This window comes from Micromonospora matsumotoense (assembly GCF_900091525.1).
Lineage (GTDB): Bacteria > Actinomycetota > Actinomycetes > Mycobacteriales > Micromonosporaceae > Micromonospora > Micromonospora matsumotoensis.
The window spans coordinates 138,269-158,037 of the sequence record NZ_FMCU01000006.1; the positions used below are offsets into that span (position 1 = coordinate 138,269).

The 19,769-nt window shown below is 73.2% G+C and carries 19 protein-coding genes; 14 read left to right on the plus strand and 5 right to left on the minus strand.

Annotation, left to right across the window (positions count from 1 at the left end; genetic code table 11):
- Positions 1–2: 2 nt before the first annotated feature.
- From ilvN to serA, 3 genes are all read left to right on the plus strand, one after another.
- Positions 3–518 carry an acetolactate synthase small subunit gene (gene ilvN / locus GA0070216_RS14515; protein ID WP_067307043.1) on the plus strand — a complete coding sequence of 172 codons (516 nt, stop codon included), beginning with the start codon at positions 3–5 and terminating at the stop codon, positions 516–518.
- Between the two features lie 73 nt (positions 519–591).
- Positions 592–1,605 carry a ketol-acid reductoisomerase gene (gene ilvC, locus GA0070216_RS14520; RefSeq protein ID WP_091245592.1) on the plus strand — a complete coding sequence of 338 codons (1,014 nt, stop codon included), beginning with the start codon at positions 592–594 and terminating at the stop codon, positions 1,603–1,605.
- A gap of 789 nt (positions 1,606–2,394) precedes the next feature.
- Positions 2,395–3,993, plus strand: a complete 1,599-nt coding sequence (gene serA / locus GA0070216_RS14525) for a phosphoglycerate dehydrogenase (protein ID WP_091245596.1) — start codon at positions 2,395–2,397, stop codon at positions 3,991–3,993.
- 167 nt (positions 3,994–4,160) lie between these two features.
- On the opposite strand, the gene GA0070216_RS14530 is transcribed toward serA, so the two are convergent.
- Both GA0070216_RS14530 and GA0070216_RS14535 read right to left on the minus strand, forming a co-directional pair.
- Positions 4,161–4,517 (minus strand): hypothetical protein, encoded by a 357-nt coding sequence (locus GA0070216_RS14530; RefSeq protein WP_091245599.1) that lies wholly within the window; start codon positions 4,515–4,517, stop codon positions 4,161–4,163.
- 355 nt (positions 4,518–4,872) lie between these two features.
- Positions 4,873–5,748, minus strand: a complete 876-nt coding sequence (locus tag GA0070216_RS14535; protein WP_091245602.1) for an FAD:protein FMN transferase — start codon at positions 5,746–5,748, stop codon at positions 4,873–4,875.
- Positions 5,749–5,969: 221 nt separating this feature from the next.
- On the opposite strand from GA0070216_RS14535, the gene GA0070216_RS14540 reads away from it, so the two are divergent.
- Together GA0070216_RS14540 and GA0070216_RS14545 are read left to right on the plus strand one after the other, a co-directional pair.
- Positions 5,970–7,001, plus strand: coding sequence for a 3-isopropylmalate dehydrogenase (locus GA0070216_RS14540; protein WP_091245606.1), 1,032 nt, complete (start codon positions 5,970–5,972; stop codon positions 6,999–7,001).
- 109 nt (positions 7,002–7,110) lie between these two features.
- The gene (locus GA0070216_RS14545; protein WP_091245610.1) at positions 7,111–8,208 is read left to right on the plus strand and encodes a branched-chain amino acid aminotransferase; all 1,098 of its coding nucleotides are present in this window, start codon (positions 7,111–7,113) and stop codon (positions 8,206–8,208) included.
- 15 nt (positions 8,209–8,223) lie between these two features.
- Here GA0070216_RS14545 and GA0070216_RS14550 read toward each other — a convergent pair whose 3' ends face one another.
- Together GA0070216_RS14550 and GA0070216_RS14555 are read right to left on the minus strand one after the other, a co-directional pair.
- Positions 8,224–8,979: a tyrosine-protein phosphatase gene (locus GA0070216_RS14550; RefSeq protein ID WP_281190423.1), complete on the minus strand. Its 756-nt coding sequence runs from the start codon at positions 8,977–8,979 to the stop codon at positions 8,224–8,226.
- Between the two features lie 101 nt (positions 8,980–9,080).
- Positions 9,081–9,539 carry a PRC-barrel domain-containing protein gene (locus tag GA0070216_RS14555; protein WP_091245613.1) on the minus strand — a complete coding sequence of 153 codons (459 nt, stop codon included), beginning with the start codon at positions 9,537–9,539 and terminating at the stop codon, positions 9,081–9,083.
- Between the two features lie 286 nt (positions 9,540–9,825).
- On the opposite strand from GA0070216_RS14555, the gene cimA reads away from it, so the two are divergent.
- Positions 9,826–11,409, plus strand: a complete 1,584-nt coding sequence (gene cimA / locus GA0070216_RS14560; protein ID WP_091245616.1) for a citramalate synthase — start codon at positions 9,826–9,828, stop codon at positions 11,407–11,409.
- 16 nt (positions 11,410–11,425) lie between these two features.
- Here the strand turns inward: cimA and GA0070216_RS14565 are convergent, their stop codons facing one another.
- Positions 11,426–12,403, minus strand: coding sequence for an endonuclease/exonuclease/phosphatase family protein (locus GA0070216_RS14565; protein ID WP_425413156.1), 978 nt, complete (start codon positions 12,401–12,403; stop codon positions 11,426–11,428).
- A gap of 355 nt (positions 12,404–12,758) precedes the next feature.
- On the opposite strand from GA0070216_RS14565, the gene GA0070216_RS14570 reads away from it, so the two are divergent.
- The 8 genes from GA0070216_RS14570 (at position 12,759) to GA0070216_RS14605 (ending at position 19,748) form a co-directional block, all read left to right on the plus strand.
- Positions 12,759–13,280 carry a hypothetical protein gene (locus tag GA0070216_RS14570; protein ID WP_091245623.1) on the plus strand — a complete coding sequence of 174 codons (522 nt, stop codon included), beginning with the start codon at positions 12,759–12,761 and terminating at the stop codon, positions 13,278–13,280.
- A gap of 211 nt (positions 13,281–13,491) precedes the next feature.
- A complete protein-coding gene (locus GA0070216_RS14575) occupies positions 13,492–14,541 on the plus strand; it encodes an AAA family ATPase (protein ID WP_091245626.1) in 1,050 nt (349 codons plus the stop codon).
- On the plus strand, positions 14,538–15,539 hold the full coding sequence (locus tag GA0070216_RS14580) for a DUF58 domain-containing protein (RefSeq protein ID WP_091245629.1): 1,002 nt from the start codon (positions 14,538–14,540) through the stop codon (positions 15,537–15,539). The genes GA0070216_RS14575 and GA0070216_RS14580 overlap by 4 nt, the downstream gene beginning before the upstream one ends.
- The gene (locus tag GA0070216_RS14585) at positions 15,536–16,495 is read left to right on the plus strand and encodes a VWA domain-containing protein (RefSeq protein ID WP_091245632.1); all 960 of its coding nucleotides are present in this window, start codon (positions 15,536–15,538) and stop codon (positions 16,493–16,495) included. Before GA0070216_RS14580 ends, GA0070216_RS14585 begins: the two co-directional genes overlap by 4 nt.
- 61 nt (positions 16,496–16,556) lie before the next feature.
- Positions 16,557–17,420, plus strand: coding sequence for a S1C family serine protease (locus tag GA0070216_RS14590; RefSeq protein WP_091245635.1), 864 nt, complete (start codon positions 16,557–16,559; stop codon positions 17,418–17,420).
- A gap of 101 nt (positions 17,421–17,521) precedes the next feature.
- Complete coding sequence (gene arfB / locus GA0070216_RS14595) at positions 17,522–17,947, plus strand: alternative ribosome rescue aminoacyl-tRNA hydrolase ArfB (RefSeq protein ID WP_091245637.1); 426 nt, start codon at positions 17,522–17,524, stop codon at positions 17,945–17,947.
- Between the two features lie 123 nt (positions 17,948–18,070).
- Entirely contained in the window at positions 18,071–18,469 is a 399-nt protein-coding gene (locus GA0070216_RS14600) for a DUF4180 domain-containing protein (RefSeq protein ID WP_091245640.1), read from the plus strand.
- An 88-nt stretch (positions 18,470–18,557) separates the two neighbouring features.
- Positions 18,558–19,748, plus strand: a complete 1,191-nt coding sequence (locus tag GA0070216_RS14605) for a cellulose binding domain-containing protein (RefSeq protein WP_091245643.1) — start codon at positions 18,558–18,560, stop codon at positions 19,746–19,748.
- The last annotated feature ends 21 nt before the right edge of the window (positions 19,749–19,769 follow it).

Consider the following 19,769-nt stretch of genomic DNA (forward strand, 5'->3'; position numbering starts at 1 on the left):
GCATGACCCTGCACACCCTGTCCGTGCTGGTGGAGAACAAGCCCGGTGTCCTGGCCCGGGTCTCCGGCCTGTTCTCCCGGCGCGGGTTCAACATCGACAGCCTCGCCGTCGGCGAGACCGAGAACCCCGACGTCTCCCGGATCACCATCGTGGTCAACGCCGACTCGTCGCCGCTGGAGCAGGTCACCAAGCAGCTCAACAAGCTGGTCAACGTACTCAAGATCGTGGAGTTGGACCCGCAGGTCTCGGTGGCCCGGGAGCTGCTGCTGGTCAAGGTCCGCGCGGACCGCACCGCCCGGGCGCAGGTGCTGGAGACGGTCGCCCTGTTCCGGGCCCGGGTGGTCGACGTCGCGCCGGACACCCTCACCGTCGAGGCCACCGGCACCCCCGACAAGCTCGACGCGCTGCTGCGCGACCTGGAGCCGTTCGGGATCAAGGAGATGGTCCAGTCCGGCACGGTGGCGATCGGGCGTGGCTCGCGGTCGATCACCGCCGGCCCCGCGCTGCGCGCCGCCTGACCGCGCGCCGCCCACCCGCCACCGCACACAGTCCACGACGGTCCGACGAGACCGCCGTACGAAAGGGAAGTCAATGAGCGTTGAGGTGTACTACGACGACGACGCCGACCTGGGCCTGATCCAGGGCCGCAAGGTCGCCGTGATCGGGTACGGCAGCCAGGGGCACGCCCACGCGTTGTCGCTGCGCGACTCCGGTGTCGACGTGGTGATCGGCCTGCCGGCGGGCTCCAAGAGCCGGCCGAAGGCCGAGGAGCAGGGCCTGCGGGTGCTCACCCCGGCCGAGGCGTCGGCCGAGGCTGACGTGATCATGATTCTGGCGCCGGACACCGCCCAGCGGAGCATCTACGCCGAGTCGATCGCCCCCAACCTCGCCCCCGGCAAGGCCATCTTCTTCGGTCACGGCTTCAACATCCGGTACGGCCTGATCACCCCGCCGGCCGACGTGGACGTGGCGATGGTCGCCCCGAAGGGCCCGGGCCACCTGGTCCGCCGCCAGTACGTCGACGGCAAGGGCGTGCCCTGCCTGGTCGCCGTCGAGCAGGACGCCAGCGGCAACGCCTTCCCGCTCGCCCTGGCGTACGCCAAGGGCATCGGCGGCACCCGGGCCGGCGCCATCAAGACCACCTTCACCGAGGAGACCGAGACCGACCTCTTCGGCGAGCAGGCGGTGCTCTGCGGTGGCGCGGCGGCCCTGGTGCAGACCGGGTTCGAGGTGCTCACCGAGGCCGGCTACGCCCCCGAGGTGGCCTACTTCGAGTGCCTGCACGAGCTGAAGCTCATCGTCGACCTGATGTACGAGGGCGGCATCGCCCGGATGCGCTACAGCATCTCCGACACCGCCGAGTACGGCGACCTCTCCCGGGGCCCGCGCGTGGTGGACTCCCGGGTCAAGGACGAGATGCGCAAGATCCTCGGCGAGATCCAGTCCGGCGAGTTCGCCCGCGAGTGGGTGGCCGAGGACGAGGCCGGCCGGCCGAACTTCGCCAAGTGGCGGGCCGAGGGCGCGGCGCACCCGATCGAGGAGACCGGTCAGAAGCTGCGTTCCATGATGAGCTGGGTGGACCGCCCGCTCACCGAGACCGCCTGACCCCTCGCGCCACCCCTCGACCGGTGTGACCAGAGGGGTCTCCGGCGCGCGCTGGGCCCTAGACGGGCCTGTGCGGGTCGTCCGGGCCTGTGCGGGTCGTCGGGCCTGTGCGGGTCGTCGGTTCCGCCGGGTGTGTCGCGGGCTGACTGGTCTTGTGGAGTAAAGCGGTATGCCTGGTTGGCATGAATATGCCAGCCAGGCATACCGCTTTATGGGTAACACCGGCCGCCAGGTCGCCGTGCCGCAGGGAGGCTCGGGGCGGTTGCGCTGCCAGAGGGTGGCGGCCGGGATCGTTGCGGTGCCACGCGGGGTGGCCGCCGAGATCGTTGCGGTGCGGCCGACATGCCGTGGCCGCGGGTGACCTGCATGCGGAGGATCTGCCGTGCCGCTGCTAGGCCCGTGGGGCGGCGTCCCCGCTCCGCCGCCCGCCGTCCCCGCCCGCCGCCCGCCGCGCGGCCCTGCCTTGCCCCCGCCGCCCGCCGCTCCGCCGCCCGCCGCCCGCCCGGCGGCGGGCGAGGTTCACCTGGCGGGATGGGGTGAGCGACGCCTCATCGGGCCGAACCGGGCGGCACTGCGCGCTCCGGGCCGGATGAACGGGGGATGACAGGCGTGCGACAACGCTGTGTGAGGGCCCTCACCCCACAGACCGGGACCTGCCGGCCGGGGTGCCCCCTACGATCCTTGGATAGGTGCGTGACCGGCACCTGACGGCCATGGCACGGATCGGCGCAGGGCGCATCGCGGCGCCCGGTCGCCCCGGCCGACCTAATACGACGTCTACGAGGACCGATGAATCCTGTCGTACTGATCGCCGAAGAACTCGCTCCCGCTGCCATCGAGGTGCTCGCGCACGACTTCGACGTGCGCCATGTCGACGGCACCGACCGCCCGGCCCTGCTCTCCGCGCTGGCGGAGGCCGACGCGGTGATCGTGCGCAGTGCCACGCAGATCGACGCCGAGGCGATCTCCGCCGCGCCGCGCCTGAAGGTGGTCGCCCGGGCCGGCGTCGGGCTGGACAACGTCGAGGTTCCGGCCGCCACCGCGCGGGGCGTCATGGTCGTCAACGCCCCCACCTCCAATATCGTCTCCGCCGCCGAGCAGGCCGTCGCGCTGCTGCTCGCCGTCGCGCGGAACACCGCCAGTGCCAGCGCCGCGCTCAAGGCCGGCGAGTGGAAGCGGTCCAAGTACACCGGCGTCGAGTTGCAGGGCAAGACCGTCGGCGTGGTCGGTCTCGGCCGGATCGGCGTGCTCTTCGCACAGCGCATCGCCGCCTTCGGCACCCGGCTGATCGCGTACGACCCCTACATCCAGCCGGCCCGCGCCGCCCAGCTCGGCGTCCGCCTGGTGGGGCTGGAGGAGCTGCTGCGGGAGGCCGACTTCATCTCCATCCACCTGCCGAAGACCCCGGAGACGGTCGGCCTGATCGGCGAGAAGGAGCTGGCGATCGTCAAGCCGGGCGTCCGGATCGTCAACGCCGCCCGGGGTGGGCTGGTCGACGAGCAGGCCCTGGCCGACGCGATCGCCGAGGGTCGGGTCGCCGGCGCCGGCGTCGACGTGTACGCCAAGGAGCCGTGCACCGCGTCGCCGCTGTTCGCCTTCGACAACGTGGTGGCCACCCCGCACCTGGGCGCGTCCACCCACGAGGCGCAGGACAAGGCCGGCCTGGCCGTGGCCAAGAGCGTCAAGCTGGCCCTGCAGGGCGAGTTCGTGCCGGACGCGGTGAACGTGCAGGCCGGTGGCGTCGTCGCCGAGGACGTCCGGCCCCTGCTGCCGCTGGCCGAGAAGCTGGGCCGGGCGTTCACCGCCGTGGCCGGCGGGATCGCCGCCAGCGTCACCGTCGAGGTACGCGGCGAGATCGTCAACCACGACGTGTCGGTGCTCAAGCTCGCCGCCACCAAGGGGCTGTTCAGCTCGGTGGTCGAGGAGCAGGTCACCTACGTCAACGCGCCGCACCTGGCCGCCGAGCGGGGCGTCGAGGTGGCCCTGGTCACCCAGGCCGAGACGGTGGACCACCCGAACCTGGTCACCATCCGGGGCGCGCTGCCCGACGGCCGTACGGTCAGCGTCTCCGGCACGGTCGCCCACACCGGTGCCCGGGACGTCCTCAAGCTGACCGAGGTGGACGGTTTCGATGTGGAGATCGGCGCGGAGGGCATCCTGCTCTTCCTGCGTTACGCCGACCGGCCGGGCGTGGTCGGCACCGTCGGCACGCTGCTCGGTGAGGCCGGCATCAACATCGCCGCGATGCAGGTGGCCCGCCGGGAGGCCGGCGGCGAGACCCTGATGACCCTCACCGTCGACCAGGCGCTCGGGGCGGAGCTGCTCACCTCGGCGGCCGACTCGATCGGCGCGACCGCCGCCAGCGCGGCCGACCTGCGCGACGAGTAGTTCCACGGCACAGCATCCGGAGGGGCCCGACCGTGCGGTCGGGCCCCTCCGTCGTCCACACCCGACGGCAGTCGGGTCAGGCCACACCCGATGGGACAGGAACCGGGTCAGGCCACACCCGACGGGACAGGAGCCGGGTCAGGGCCGGGGTGGGGTCGGGCGTCGGGTCAGCGGGCGACCCGGGACGGCGGTGGGTAGACCGAGCCGTCCTGCGGGTCGAAGAGCATCAGGTCGTACTCGCCGGCCAACCGCTCGATGTCGAGCAGCACCTGGTCGTCGCAGGTCGGGACGAGGCTCAACGCCACATGGTCGGCCGCCGCGTGCAACGGCGAGACCTCCCAGGGGGTGCCCTGATGGGCGGGCCGGTCGGGATAAGAGGCGGTGACGGCCCGATAGAAGCCCACCACCCGGGGGTCCGGATACCGCTCGGCGTGCTGCCCCTCGCGGCACCGCCGCACCGCCGCCCGGACGTCCTCGGGCGTGGCCCCGTCGTGGAGGGCCCACACGCTCAGATCGAAACTCACGGCGGACAGCGTGCCATCACGCGTTCACCCGGGCGACACTGACCCGCCGTGATTCCCGCAGGTAGTTCGAGTGTCCGGAGAAAACAGTCCGCTGTGGAGACTCTTGCGTCGAGTTGCGTCGATTCGATAGCGTATCGGGGCGGTCACCGGGAAGTCAGATGTCGACCCGTCTTCGGGTGACGGGGCCGAACGTCCGGCCGGCCGGCCCGCACCCCTCGAATGCGCGAGCCACGCGCACTCGTCGCTGACCGGCCCCCACGGTCGTTGCCGAGACCGTGGGGGCCGATCGCCGGCCCGTCGACCGCGCCACCCCGTGGACCCCCTCCACAGGTCGGCCGACGCGCCGCAGCGCCGCTCAGCGGCGCCGGTGGGCGAAGAGAGCCTGATATGCCGAGTCGGTGCGGAACCATGACAGCCCCACCGGCCCGGCCGCGTACAACGCGGTGGCGTAGGCGTCGGCCACCGCCAGATCCGGCCCGACGACGGTCGCGGCGACCAACTGCCGGGCCGGTTCGCCGGTGTGCGGGTCGACCACGTGTCCCTGCCGGCCGCTCACCCCGGAGGTGCCCACCGCGCCGGCCGTCATCTCCAGCACCAGGGGGGCCCGCCGGCCGTCGGTCGGGTGGTGCACCGCGACCCGCCACGGGCCACCGTGCGCGGCGTGGCCGCGTACCGTCAGGTCGGCGCCGGAGAGCACCGCGTAGTCGGTGATGCCGGCGGCCCGCAACCGGGTCGCGGCCCGCTCCACCGCCCAGCCGTTGAGCAGGCCGCCGGGGTCGAAGCCGCCGGGGACGGCCCAGGCGTCGAACCAGCCGTCGGTGGCGGCCCGCATGGCCGCGCAGCGGTCGACCAGGTCGGTCAGCGGCGGGTACGACTCGGGGCTGATCTCGCCGCGTCGCAGCCGGGAGACCAGGCTCTCCGGCCGGTTCGGCCCGTAGGTGAGGTCGATGGCCCGCAGCTCGGCGACGGCGTCGCGCAGCGCGTCACCGACCGCCCGCCGGCCCAGGTCCTCGGGGGCGTTGAGCAGGAGCGAGTACTCGGCGGTGCCGGTCCGGACGGAGTGCTGCACGGCGATCCGGCCGCCGGGCGAGTCGCCGGGCCGGTCGAGGCGGTGGCTGCGGGCGCCCAGGCGCAGGTCGGGGCGGCGTCGGGAGAATGCCGCCTGGTCCACCCAGCGGGTGCGCGGTTGCTCGTCCAGTCGGCCTGGCCCCCGCTGCTGCTCGGTCCGCATCACACTGCTCCTTCACCGACGGTGCCGCGGCGTCGCGACCGGTCCGTCCCGGGTCCCCACGACCCGTCCTGCACCGACCCTAGGCAGTGGAGATGACCGCACCATGAATGCTGCCTGGGAGCCTGCTGAGCATTTCGCCCTCCCAGATAATGGAAGGCTCGTACCGGGAGCCGGGACGGCGACGTACCGTTCACCCCAGCGGACGAGGTGAGGAGCGGCAGGTGGCACGGATCGCGGTGGTGGCCGGGGACGGGATCGGACCCGAGGTGGTCGCGCAGGCCCTCAAGGTCCTCGACGCCGTGCTCCCCGGGGTCGAGGCCACGGAGTACGACCTCGGCGCGGCGCGCTACCACCGCACCGGTGAGGTGCTGCCCGACTCCGTGCTGACCGAGCTGGCCGGCCACGACGCCATTCTGCTCGGCGCGGTCGGCGACCCCACCGTGCCGCCCGGCGTGCTGGAGCGCGGACTGCTGCTGAAGCTCCGCTTCGCCTTCGACCAGTACGTCAACCTGCGCCCGTCCCGGCTCTGGCCCGGCGTGCCCGGCCCGCTGGTCAACGTCAAGCCGGGCGAGGTCGACCTGGTCGTCGTCCGGGAGGGCACCGAGGGGCTCTACGCAGGTGCCGGCGGCAGCCTGCACCGGGACACCCCGGCCGAGGTGGCCACGGAGGAGAGCCTCAACACCCGGCACGGGGTGGAACGGGTCATCCGGGACGCCTTCGCCCGGGCGGGTCGCCGCGAGCGCCGCAAGGTCACCCTGGTGCACAAGACCAACGTGCTGACCCACGCCGGGTCGCTGTGGGCCCGTGCCTTTGCGGCCGTCGCCGCCGAACACCCCGACGTCACCACCGAATACCAGCACGTCGACGCCGCCGCCATGTTCCTGGTCACCCAGCCCCAGCGGTACGACGTGGTGGTCACCGACAACCTCTTCGGCGACATCCTCACCGACATCGCCGCCGCGGTGACCGGGGGAATCGGCCTGGCGGCCAGCGGTTGCATCAACCCCACCGGGGCGTACCCGTCGATGTTCGAGCCGGTGCACGGTTCGGCGCCGGACATCGCCGGCAAGGGTGTCGCGGACCCGGTGGCCGCCGTGCTCTCCGCCGCCCTCCTGCTCGACCAGCTCGGCCACGCCGACGCCGCCGCCCGGGTGACCGGCGCGGTCGCCGCCGAACTGGCCGGCCGGACGCCGGGCGTGGCGTTGCGCACCGACGAGGTGGGGGACCGGCTCGCCGCGCACGCGGTGGCCTGATCCCACCGGGGGCGGACCTATCCGCTGAACGACCGTTCGGGGTAGGTTTCTGAACAGCAGCTCGGTGCGTGGTCCCCGCGTGCCGTCAACCCGCAGGGAGGTCAGCGCGATGAGCGGTGGTGACATGCTCGATTTCGAGATCCGTCCGAATCCCGCGCCGGTATCCGCCGTCGAACGGGCCGCCCTGCTGGTCGACCCCGGCTTCGGCCGGGTCTTCACCGACCACATGGTGACCATCCGGTACGCCGACGGCAAGGGCTGGTACGACCCCCGGATCGAGGCCCGTGCGCCGATCCCGATGGACCCGGCGAGCGCCGTCCTGCACTACGCGCAGGAGATCTTCGAGGGGCTGAAGGCGTACCGGACGGCCGACGGCTCGATCACCATGTTCCGGCCGGAGGCCAACGCGGCCCGGTTCATCGCCTCCGCGCGGCGGCTGGCCATGCCGGAGCTGCCGGCGGAGCTGTTCGTCGAGTCGCTGCGCAAGCTGGTCGAGATCGACCGGGACTGGATTCCCGAGGGCGCCGACACCAGCCTCTACCTGCGGCCGTTCATGTTCGCCAGCGAGGTCTTCCTCGGGGTCCGCCCCGCCAACGAATACCTCTACTGCGTCATCGCCTCGCCGGCCGGCGCCTACTTCGCCGGTGGGGTCAAGCCGGTCACCGTCTGGGTCTCCCCGGACTACACCCGGGCGGCTCCCGGTGGCACCGGCGCGGCCAAGTGTGGCGGCAACTACGCCGCGTCGCTCTCCGCCCAGGCGGAGGCGATCGAGGCCGGGTGTGACCAGGTGGTCTTCCTGGACGCGGTGGAGCGCCGCTACGTCGAGGAACTGGGCGGCATGAACGTCTTCTTCGTCTACGACGACAACACCCTGGTCACCCCGCCGCTGACCGGCACGATCCTGCCGGGCATCACCCGGGACGCGCTGCTCGCCCTGGCCGCCGCCTCCGGGCACCAGGTCGTCGAACGACCGGTCAGCTTCGCCGAGTGGCAGGCCGACGCGGAGAGCGGCCGGCTGCGCGAGGTCTTCGCCTGCGGCACCGCCGCGGTGATCACCCCGGTCGCCCGGGTGCGTCACCCCGGCGGCGAGTTCGTGATCGGCGGCGGTGAGCCGGGCCGGTCCACCTCCGCGCTGCGGGAGCAGTTGGTGGCGGTCCAGCGCGGCGACGCCCCCGACCCGCACGGCTGGGTGACGCACATCCGCTGACCGCCCGGGGCCGGGTCACTCCGGTGTGGGCTGCTCCAGCAGGTGGTCGCGGAGGGCGGCGAGCTGGGCGTCCGTCACACCCGCGTGGTGCAGGTAGTCCTCGATCGAGCCGTGCCGCTGGCGGAGTTCGGCGAGGAAGAGCGACATCGCCTCGGCGGGGGAGCCGAGGAAGGGGGCGGGTGGCTTCTGGGCGTCCGGCATGGCCTCCGCCAGCCAGGCGCTGAACCGCTGGGACGCCTCGGCGCTCAGCGCGTAGTCCGCGGCGATCCGGTCGTCGTCGACGCCCAGCACCGACAGGGTCAGCGCGCAGACGATGCCGGTGCGGTCCTTGCCCGCGACGCAGTGCACCAGGACGGGGGCGTTGGCGCTGTCGGCGATCAGGCCGACCGCCTCGGCCAGCCCGGCGGTGCCGGTCTCGGCGAGGTCGGCGTAGCGGTCGGCGAGGTAGCGGGCCAGGCTGGAATCCGGGTCGTGCGTCTGCGCCGCCCAGTCGGCGTGTTCCGGGTGGATGTGCCGGTAGGACAGGCCGTCCAGGTCGGGCACCCGGCCGTCCCGGTCCACCTCGGTCGGGCGGCGCAGGTCGATCACGGTGCGGATGCCGAGGGCGCTGAACGCTTCCCGGTCGGTGCCGTCGATCCGGTGCGGGGAGTCCGACCGGTAGAGCCGCCCCCAGCGGACGGTGCGGGCGTCGTGGCCGGGATAGCCACCCACGTCGCGGAAGTTGAACATCGCAGCGAACGGGATCCGGCGGCTGTCCTCGGTGGGGTTCACCCGGACACGGTAACGGCCGGCGGGGCGTGTGTACGCCCCGCCGGCCGTGGCCTTCGATCGACCGCCATGCCCGTCGACCGCCTACCGGGCCGTCCGACCGGCTACCGGGCGGTGCCCGGGGGAAGGTTGCCGTAGGTGTCGTCGTAGTAGCCGCCCAGCTTGTCCCGGTAGGCCGGGTCGCTGTGGCTGGTCTCGTCGTACTCGGGAGCGGCCTTGATCTGGTCCTTGGTGCGGTCGACGTGGACCTTCCGGTCGTCGTGGTCGACCTGGTTGATGGTGCCGGCGGGGAGCATCACCTTCTTGCCGAAGATCCACGGGCCGGTGTCGACGACCAGGTAGCTGCCGCCGACCTCGTGGCTGGCCTCGTCGATCTTGCCGATGCCGCCGTCGGTCGCCTCGACCTTGTAGCCGACCAGGTCGGCGTCGGCGACCCCGGCCTCGTCGCGGTAACTCCACGGGTTGAACGCCCCGCCGGGGGCGCCGCCGGCGATCGCGCCCTGGCCGTCGTCGACCATCGGGTCCGTGGTGCCGTGGGCGGTGTGCGGGTCGAGCCTGTCCATGAGAACTCCTGCCTCGACTGCCGTAGTCGTTATCGGAGAAAAGCGCTTCGTGTCCGCATCTGAGGTACCCGAGGGGAGACGTCCCACACATCCCGTCCCGGGATGTGGATTCTGCCTCCCAGAATCGGGGCGGAGTGGCAGAGTGGCGACCGTGACCAGCTCCGCCCGCATTATTGGCAGCTAGCGCGCCGGCCTCCCCTCCGCCGAGCGCGCAGACCTCCCGCATCCGCGGGGGGTCTTTTTGTTGCCCCCGCAAGGTTCGACGGTCCGAAGAAAGGGACTCGCGATGACGTTCCAGGTCTACGACACCACGCTGCGTGACGGCGCCCAGCGCGAGGGGCTCAGCTACTCGGTGATCGACAAGCTCGCGGTGGCCCGGCTGCTCGACGAGTTCGGGGTCGGCTTCATCGAGGGCGGATGGCCGGGCGCCGTGCCGAAGGACACCGAGTTCTTCCGCCGGGCGCGCACCGAGCTGGATCTGCGGCACGCCCTGCTGGTCGCGTTCGGGGCCACCCGCAAGGCCGGGGTCGCCGTCGCCGACGACCCGCAGGTGCGCGCGCTGCTCGACGCGCAGACCCCGGCCGTCGCGCTGGTCGCCAAGGCCGACATCCGGCACGTCGAACGCGCCCTGCGCACCACCGGCGCGGAGAACCTGGCGATGGTCCGGGACACGGTCACCCACCTGGTAGCCGAGGGGCGGCGGGTCTTCGTCGACGGCGAGCACTTCTTCGACGGGTACCGGCACGACCCGGCGTACACCGCCTCGGTGGTCGAGACCGCGCTCGCCGCCGGTGCCGAGCGGTTCGTGCTCTGCGACACCAACGGGGGGATGCTGCCGTCCCAGGTGACCGCCGCGATCGCCGACCTGACCGTGCGGACCGGGATCGCCCCGGAGCTGTTCGGCATGCACGCCCAGAACGACACCGCCTGCGCGGTGGCCAACACGATCGCGGCCGTCGAGGCCGGGGTCCGGCACGTCCAGGGCACCGCCAACGGGTACGGCGAGCGCCCCGGCAACGCCGACCTCTTCGCCGTCGTGGCCAACCTCCAGCTCAAGCTCGGGCTGCCCGTCCTACCCGACGGCTGCCTGGAACAGATGGTGCGGGTCTCGCACGCCATCGCCGAGATCGCCAACATCGCCCCCGACACCCACCAGGCGTACGCCGGGGCCGCCGCCTTCGCCCACAAGGCGGGGTTGCACGCGAGCGCGATCAAGGTCGACCCGTTGCTCTACAACCACGTGGACCCGTCGGTGGTGGGCAACGACATGCGGATCCTGGTGACCGAGATGGCCGGCCGGGCCAGCATCGAGCTGAAGAGCCGCGAGCTGGGTCTTGACCTGGCCGGCCATCCGGACGCCGTGTCGAAGGTGACCACCCGGGTCAAGGAGCTGGAGGCGGAGGGCTGGTCGTTCGAGGCCGCCGACGCGTCGTTCGAGCTGCTGGTCCGCTCCGAGCTGCCGGATGCCGCCCCGGTGCGACCGTTCGCGCTGGAGTCGTACCGGGTGCTGGTCGAGCACCGGGAGGACGGCGCGGTGGTCTCCGAGGCGACCGTGAAGATCCGGGTACGCGGTGAGCGGGTGATCGCCACCGCCGAGGGCAACGGCCCGGTCAACGCCCTCGACGAGGCGCTGCGGGTCGGGCTGTCCCGGTACTACCCGCAGCTGCGCCACTTCGAGCTGGCCGACTACAAGGTGCGCATCCTGGAGGGCACCCACGGCACCGGCGCGGTGACCCGGGTGCTGGTGGAGACGGCCGACGGGACCGGCCGCGACTGGACCACCGTCGGCGTGCACCCCAACGTGGTGGAAGCCTCCTGGCACGCCCTGGTCGACGCCCTCACCTACGGCCTCGACCGGGCCCGGGTCTGAGCCGGCGTTCCCGCCGTCACGGGGTGGGCAGGCGCAGGGTGGCCAGCACGGCGCGGTGGTCGGTGGCGGGTATCTGGTGGACGGTGACCGCGTGGACGGCGATCCGGCGGTCGACCAGGACGTGGTCGATGGTGACCGGCGGGATCGGGTCGCCGTCGTACGGGCCCCACGTGCCCACCAGCCCTGCCCCGACGGCGTCGGCGGCGTCCACGTATCCGCTCGCCAGGAGGGCACGCAACGGGGAATGGTCGAGGGTGGCGTTGAAGTCCCCGGCGAGGATGCCGAGCTGACCGTCGGGGGTGGCGCGCGGCTGGGCCGCCAGGTCGGTGCGCCACTCGCCGACCACCCCGACCGACCAGGGTGCCGCCGGGTGGGCCGACTCCACCCGTAGCGCCGGCGCACCGGGCACCGCCACCGTCGCGTACGCCTGGGTGAACGCGAAGCCGGCGTTGCGTCGGAAGCCTCCGGCGGAGAGCGGGAAACGGGCGTAGAGCCCGGACCCGGTCGTGCCCACCTCGGGGTGGAGTTGGCGGTGGGGGAGCAGGTCGGCGAGGCCGGCCCGGTCGAGGGCGCCCCGCGCCGCCGGGGTGAACTCCTGCACGGTGAGCACGTCCACCTGGTGCCGGCGGACCAGCGCGACCAGGGTGGCCGCGTCGGCACCCCCCTTGAGCAGGTTGGCGGTGAGCAGTCGCAGCTCGGGCCCCTGGACCGCCGGCTGCCCGGCGGGCAGCGCGCGGGGTGCCACCGCACCGACCAGGGCCAGCGCCGCGACCGTCGCGGCCACCGCCGGCCACCGGCGTCGCAGGGCGAGGGTCAGGGCCAGCGCCAGCAGGCTCCACCCCGCGACGTACGGCGTGAAGGCGAGCGCCTGCACCAGCGGGCCCCGGTCCAGCCCGGCGAGGCGGACCACCGCCCAGGCGAGGCCGGGTGCCACCGCCAGCCAGCAGATCAGGGTGGCGGCGGGACGTCGGGTGGTGGACGGCGTCGAGATCAGGAGCACGGCGGCCAGCCTAGTGGCCGACGCCGTTGCGCAGGGACGCCGGAGCCGATTCATGAATGGGTGAGAGTTCATCTTTCGCAATTTCCAACATCATTTTAAAGATGGCAAAACGGATTGGCTCGCTATTGACGCTCCGCTTTTGCTGATGTTACGTTCCTCCTCGTTGAGGTGCCGCAACGGAGCGTAGTAATCCCAGCTCAGACCGGTTGGAAGCGTTGTTCGTCCAACACTTCCGGCGCGGGTGGAGTTCTTCTGTCCGCGTCATTTCCGGCCCGTCCGCACCAGACCCATCCGGCTCTCCGAACGGTGGGCCGGCCGTATTGCCACGGTCACAAAAGGGAGACCTGTCATGGCCACATTCTTCAGGCGTAAGGCGGCGGCGGTGACGCTCGGCGTCCTGGCGCTCACCCTGGCCGGCGGCGGGATCGCCGTCGCCCAGCCGGCGACCAAGGCCCCGGCCGAGGTAGCTCAGCCCGGGGCTCAGCAGGCCGGCGTCGCCGGTCAGCCGTCCGTAACTGCGGCCGAAGCCCAGCAGGCCCGCGCGGCGCTGAAGGTGTCGCTCGCCCCGCCGGCCGCAGGTTCGGTCGCCTGGGCGGTCGTCACCAGCGGCGGCACCCTGCTCCAGCACTCGGCCAACGTCGTCTCGGCGACCAAGTACGGCACCGGCCAGTACCAGGTGCTGCTCGACTACAGCGTGGTCGGGAAGGCGTTCCAGGCCACCATCGGCACCAACGACCAGTTCAACGTGCCGCCGGCCGGTGAGATCTCGGTCGCGCCGCGCAACCAGACGCCGAACGGCGTCTTCGTCCAGACGTACAGCTCCGGCGGATCGGTGTCCAGCAAGCCGTTCCACCTGTTCGTCGCCAACTGAGGCGCGGCCCCGTCGACGGTGTCGGCCCCCACCCGGGGGTCGGCACCGTCTGCTGTGGAGGCCCGTCGTCGACACCGGCCGGGGTACGGCTCCTACCGCCTCACGGTGTTGCCGCCCCAACGGGCAGGTCGTCCCGATCCGGGTGGGAAACCGCCTGACAGGAGCGGAAATTCCGACGTTTGCCTGCCGGCCGCCCCGGGAAGCAAGCACCGTGACGGACATCTCGGACACCCTGGCCAGCCTGCCCAGCCCGGTCGAAGCCGACGCGGCAGGCGCCGAGTTGGAACAGACCCTCTTCGAGGTCAGACGCGTGATCGTCGGGCAGGATCGGCTCGTCGAAAGACTGCTCACCGCGCTGATCGCCAACGGGCACTGCCTCCTGGAAGGGGTGCCCGGGGTGGCCAAGACGTTGGCCGCGCAGACCCTCGCCACCGTCGTCGGCGGCACCTTCACCCGGATCCAGTTCACCCCCGACCTGGTCCCCTCCGACATCGTCGGCACCCGGATCTACCGCGCCTCCAAGGAGAGCTTCGACGTCGAACTCGGCCCGATCATGGCCAACCTGGTGCTCGCCGACGAGATCAACCGGGCCCCGGCCAAGGTGCAGTCCGCGCTGCTGGAGGCGATGGCCGAGCGGCAGGTCACCATCGGCGGCCGGAGCTGGCCGGTGCCGGAACCGTTCCTGGTGCTGGCCACCCAGAACCCGATCGAGTCCGAGGGGGTCTACCAACTCCCCGAGGCACAACGCGACCGCTTCCTCATGAAGATCGTCGTCGACTACCCGAGCGACGCCGACGAGTTGGCCATCCTCTACCGGATGAGCAGCGACCGACCCCGCCCACGTCGGGTGCTCGACCCGGTCCGGCTGCGCGACTACCAGCGCCGGGCCGCCCACGTCTTCGTGCACCACGCGCTCGCCGAGTACGTGGTCCGGCTGATCCTGGCCACCCGTGACCCGGCCCGCTTCGGGGTGCCGGAGATCGCCCCGCTGCTGGCGTACGGGGCGAGCCCCCGGGCCACCCTCGGCCTGGTCGCCGCCGCCCGCGCCCAGGCGCTGCTGCGGGGCCGCGAGTACGTGCTCCCCGAGGACGTCCGCGAACTCGCGGTCGACGTGCTCGCCCACCGGCTGGTGCTCTCCTTCGACGCGGTCGCCGACGGGGTCTCCGCCGAGGCGGTGGTGCACCGGCTGGTCCAGGCGGTGCCGCCCCCGGTGCTCGCCACCGGCCACCCCGAGTACACGCCCGTCCTGGCGGCGGCGTGAGACCCCCGACCGCCCCGGCACCCGCCGGCCCGGCGCTGGCCGACCTCGCCCCCGAACAGCGGCTGCGCCGCCTCGAACTGACCGTCACCCGCCGCCTGGACGGGCTGCTCCAGGGTCAGCTGCGCGGCCTGCTGCCCGGCCCCGGCAGCGAACTCGCCGGCAGCCGGGAGTACCGCCCCGGTGAGGACGAGGTACGCCGGATGGACTGGGCGGTCACCGCCCGCACCACCGTCCCGCACGTGCGTGAGGTCGACGCGGACCGGGAGCTGACCACCTGGTTGCTGGTCGACGCCAGCCCCAGCATGGAGTACGGCACCGCCGAGTTGGACAAGCGGGAACTCTCGGTGGCGGCCGTCGCCGCGGTCGGCTTCCTCACCGCGGGGACCGGCAACCGGCTCGGCGCACAGGTGCTCAGCACCGACGGGCTGCGCCGGTTCCCGGCCCGCAGCGGGCGTACCCACCTGCTGAGCCTGCTCCGCACGCTGCTGCACGCCCCCCGGGCGGACGCCGAACCACCGACCACCCCGCCGGCCGGCCCCGACCTGGCCGCCGCCCTCGCGGCGGTGCAACGGACCGCCGTGCGGCGGGGGCTGGTGGTGGTGGTCTCCGACTTCCTCGACGGGCTCCCCGACGACCACGACGCCCCGGCCCCCTGGGAGCCGACGCTGCGCCGGCTCGCCGCCCGGCACCAGGTGCTCGCGGTCGAGGTGACCGACCCCCGCGAGCTGGAGCTGCCCGACGTCGGCCTGATCACCCTGGTCGACCCGGAGACCGGCCGGCGGCGCGAGGTGTGGACCGGTGACCCGGGGCTGCGCCGCCGGTACGCCAGCGCCGCCGCCGCGCAGCGCGCCCAGGTGGCCCGGGCGCTGCGCCGCAGCGGGGCCGGTCACCTGGCGTTGCGCACCGACCGGGACTGGACCGCCGACATCGTGCGGCACGTGCACACCCAGCGTCGGCTGGCCATGGCGCCCGCCGCGTCCCGGGGAGGTGTCGCGTGAACTGGCAGTCACCCACCCGGCTCCTGCTGCTGCTGGGGGTGGTCGTGCTGGCCGCCGGCTACCTGCTGATGCAGCGCCGACGCAGCCGGTACGCGGTCCGCTTCACCAACCTGCGGCTGCTCGACCGGGTCGCCCCGCAGCGACCCGCCTGGCGGCGGCACGTGCCCGCCGGTCTCTTCCTGGCCATGCTGGCGCTGCTGGTGGTCGGCTTCGCCCGGCCCACCGCCGAGGTGCGGGTGCCCCGTGAGCGGGCCACCGTGATGGTCGCCGTGGACGTCTCCACGTCGATGCTCGCCACCGACGTCGAACCGGACCGGTTGACCGCCGCCAAGGAGGCCGCCCGGACCTTCGTCGACGGGCTGCCCGACGAGTTCAACGTGGGGCTGGTCGCGTTCGCCGGCAGCGCGGCGGTGCTGGTGCCGCCGAGCGCCGACCGGGGCGCCCTGCACGACGGCATCGACCGGCTCGCCGAGGGGATCACCGGGGTGCAGGGCACCGCCATCGGCGAGGCGATCAGCGCCTCCCTCGGCGCGGTGAAGAGCCTCGACGAGAAGGCGGCCGAGCAGCCGCCGCCGGCCCGGGTCATCCTGCTCTCCGACGGGGCGAACACCTCCGGTGCGGACCCGATGGAGGCGGCCTCGGCGGCCGTCGCGGCGAAGGTGCCGGTGCACACCATCTCGTTCGGCACCCCGGGTGGCTTCGTCGACCGGGGTGGCCGGCCGATCCAGGTGCCGGTCGACGGGCAGACCCTGCGGGCGGTCGCCGACCAGACCGGGGGCGGCTTCCACGAGGCGGGCAGCAGCGCCGAACTGCGCAACGTGTACGAGGACATCGGCTCCTCGGTCGGCTACCGCAAGGAACGTCAGGACATCTCCGCCCGGTTCATCGGGCTCGGACTGGTCTTCGCCATGGGTGCGGCGGCCGGATCGATGCGCTGGTTCTCCCGCCTGCCCTGAGGTGGACGGCGCTGGCCCACCTGCCCCTGATCCGTCGCAGCGCACAGTGAGGAGCGGACGTATGGCAGTACAGACCGGTCTGGGGGAGCCCCGGGGTCCCTGGTTCCTCTCACCCGACCTGGGACCGGACGGCCGGCCCCGGTGGGACGTACCGGGGCCGGGGGAGGACCCGTCCCGGCGGCGCTGGCGTGGCCGGTTGTGGACCGCCGCGGCGGTGGTCGCCCTCTCCACCGTCTCCGGCGCGGCGGCCGGCGGCTGGGTGGCCGGCCAGGGCGGGGCGGGCCCGACGGCGGCCTCCGCCGCCCCGGTGCCGGCGGAACTGGTCACCGCCGCCCAGAAGACCGTCCCCGGGGTGGTGTCCGTGCTGGTCGGCGGGGGTGCCACCGGGCAGTCGGCGACCGGCTCCGGCTTCGCCATCGACAACGAGCAGCACATCGTCACCAACGACCACATCCTGGCCAAGGGGGGTGGTGGCGCGGTGACCGTGGAGATGCCGGACGGCCGCCGGTACGCCGCCGAGGTGGTGGGCCGGGAACCCGGCAGCGACCTGGCCGTGCTGAAGGTGCCGTCGGCCGCCGGGTTGGCCCCGTTGCCCCTGGCCAAGCCCCGGTCCACCCGGGTCGGCGAGCCGGTGCTCGCGGTCGGGTCGCCGCTCGGCCTGGCCGGCACGGTGACCGCCGGGATCGTCAGCGCCCTCAACCGGCAGGTACGGCTGGGCACCAACCGGCGCAGCGCGGTGCAGACCGACGCGTCGATCAACCCGGGCAACTCCGGTGGCCCGCTGGTCAACGCCCGGGGCGAGGTGGTCGGGGTGAACACGGCGATCGCCACCATCGACGGCAGTGGCTCGATCGGCATCGGCTTCGCCATCCCCATCGACCAGGTGCAGCAGACCGCCGACACGATCATCGGCAAGGGTGGCTGAGCCGGTGCCGGCCCGACCACGACCGGGCGGAACCGGCTCCCGGCCCCTCGCCCTCGGTGACCGCGACGCACGGGGTCAACCGGGGGCGTTAGCCTCGCGGGGTGGACGACGGACTGCGGGTGACCGATCGGTGGACCGTGTCCGCCGCCGAGCTGCGGGAACGGTTCTCCCGCTCGTCCGGGCCCGGCGGGCAGGGTGTCAACACCACCGACTCCCGGGTCGAGCTGAGCTTCGACCTGGCCGGCACCACCAGCCTGCCCCCGGTGCTGCGGGAACGGGCGCTGGAGCGGCTCGCCGGCCGGCTGGTCGACGGGGTGCTCACCATCGCCGCCAGCGAGCACCGGGCGCAGCTGGCCAACCGGGAGGCGGCCCGGGAGCGCCTGGCCGCGTTGCTGCGCGACGCCGTCGCCCCGCCCCCGCCCCCCCGTCGCCCCACCCGACCGTCGCGGGGTGCCAAGGAACGCCGTCTCGCCGACAAGAAACGGCAGTCGCAGCGCAAGCGGGACCGCCGCGCCGACGGCGACTGAGTCGTACGGCCCGCCGCCCGGTCCGCACCGCTGCGCCCGGGTGGGTCCGCCGCTGCACCACGGGCCGGCTGCGCGCCGGAAAACCGGGGCCGGGGCGGGCCGGCGCTGCCTAGGCTGGCGGGCATGTCCACCGACACCCTGGTCACCCTCGCCGGCTGCACCGCGCTCGCCTGCGCTCCCGACGGGCCGAAGATCTGCGGCGGCGACGACGCCACCGACGTGATCGGTGCCGCGCTGGGCCACGGGGTCGAGCTGGTGGTGCTGCCGGTCCGCCGGCTCGCCGTCGAGTTCTTCACGCTGCGTACCGGGGTGGCGGGCGAGGTGGTGCAGAAGTTCGTCAACTACCGGCTGCGGCTGGCCGTGGTCGGCGACATCTCCGGGCACGTCACGCGGAGCACCGCCCTGCGCGACTTCGTCGTCGAGGCCGACCGGGGCCGCCAGCTCCGGTTCGTCGACACCCTGGCCGAGTTGGAGGAGCGGCTGCGCGTCGAAGCGCTTCGTCAGGATGCGGGAGGGCGTTGAGTCGGGGCGCGCGGTCTGCTGGGATGTCCGTGGGAGCAACCGGGCCGTCACCGACCGCACGTCGTCACGTGACAGGAGTCCCCTCGCCATGCTCCGAAGGCCGTTCCTCGCCGCCCTGCTCGCCGCGTTCGCGGCGGTCCCCCTCACCCTGCTCGTCGGGCTGGTCGCCGCCAGCCCGGCCCGGCCGGCCGCCGCCACCCCGGTCCGCGTCATGCCGCTCGGCGACTCGATCACCGGCTCGCCCGGCTGCTGGCGGTCCGTGCTCTGGAACCGTCTCCAGTCCACCGGCCACACCAACACCGATTTCGTCGGCACCCTCGGCCCGCAGGGCTGCGGCCAGCCGTACGACGGGGACAACGAGGGCCACGGTGGTTACCTGGTGACGAACGTCGCCGACCAGAACCTGCTGCCCGGCTGGCTCGCCGCGACCCGCCCCGACATCGTGCTGATGCACTTCGGCACCAACGACGTGTGGAGCAACATCGCCCCGGCCACCATTCTCGCCGCGTACTCGAAGCTGGTGGACCAGATGCGGGCCAGCAACCCGGCGATGCGGGTGATCGTCGCGAAGATCATCCCGATGGCCCCGTCCAGCTGCGCCGAGTGCGGCCAGCGGGCGGTGGCCCTGAACGCCGCGATCGACGGCTGGGCGGCGGGGAAGACCACCGCCGGGTCGCCGATCGTGGTGGTCGACCAGTGGACCGGGTTCAGCACCACCACCGACACCTACGACGGGGTGCACCCCAACGCGGCCGGCGACCAGAAGATGTCCGACCGGTGGTACCCGGCGCTGGTGGCCGCCCTCGGCGGGACCACCCCGACCGCCTCGCCCACCCCGACCGCCTCGCCCACCCCGACCGCCTCGCCCACCCCGACGGTCAGCCCCACCACCTCACCCACCCCGACGGCGAGCCCCACGGGTGGTCCGACCGGGTCGCCCACGGTCGACCCGCCGACCACGTCGCCGCCCGCCGGGGTGGCCTGCACCGCCAGCTACCGGATCACCAACCAGTGGCAGGGCGGTCACCAGGGTGAGGTGACCGTGCGCAGCACCGGCGTCGCGCGGACCACCGGCTGGCGGGTCACCTTCACCCTGCCCGCCGGGCAGCAGATCACCCAGACCTGGAACGCCGAGCTGACCCAGACCGGCAGCGCGGTCACCGCCCGCAACGTCAACTGGAACGGCGCGCTGGCCCCGGCCGCCGAGGCCACCTTCGGGTTCCTCGGCACCCACACCGGCACCGCCACCGCCCCGACGGCGACCTGCACCGCCAGCTGATCCGACGAGGGTCCGGGCCGG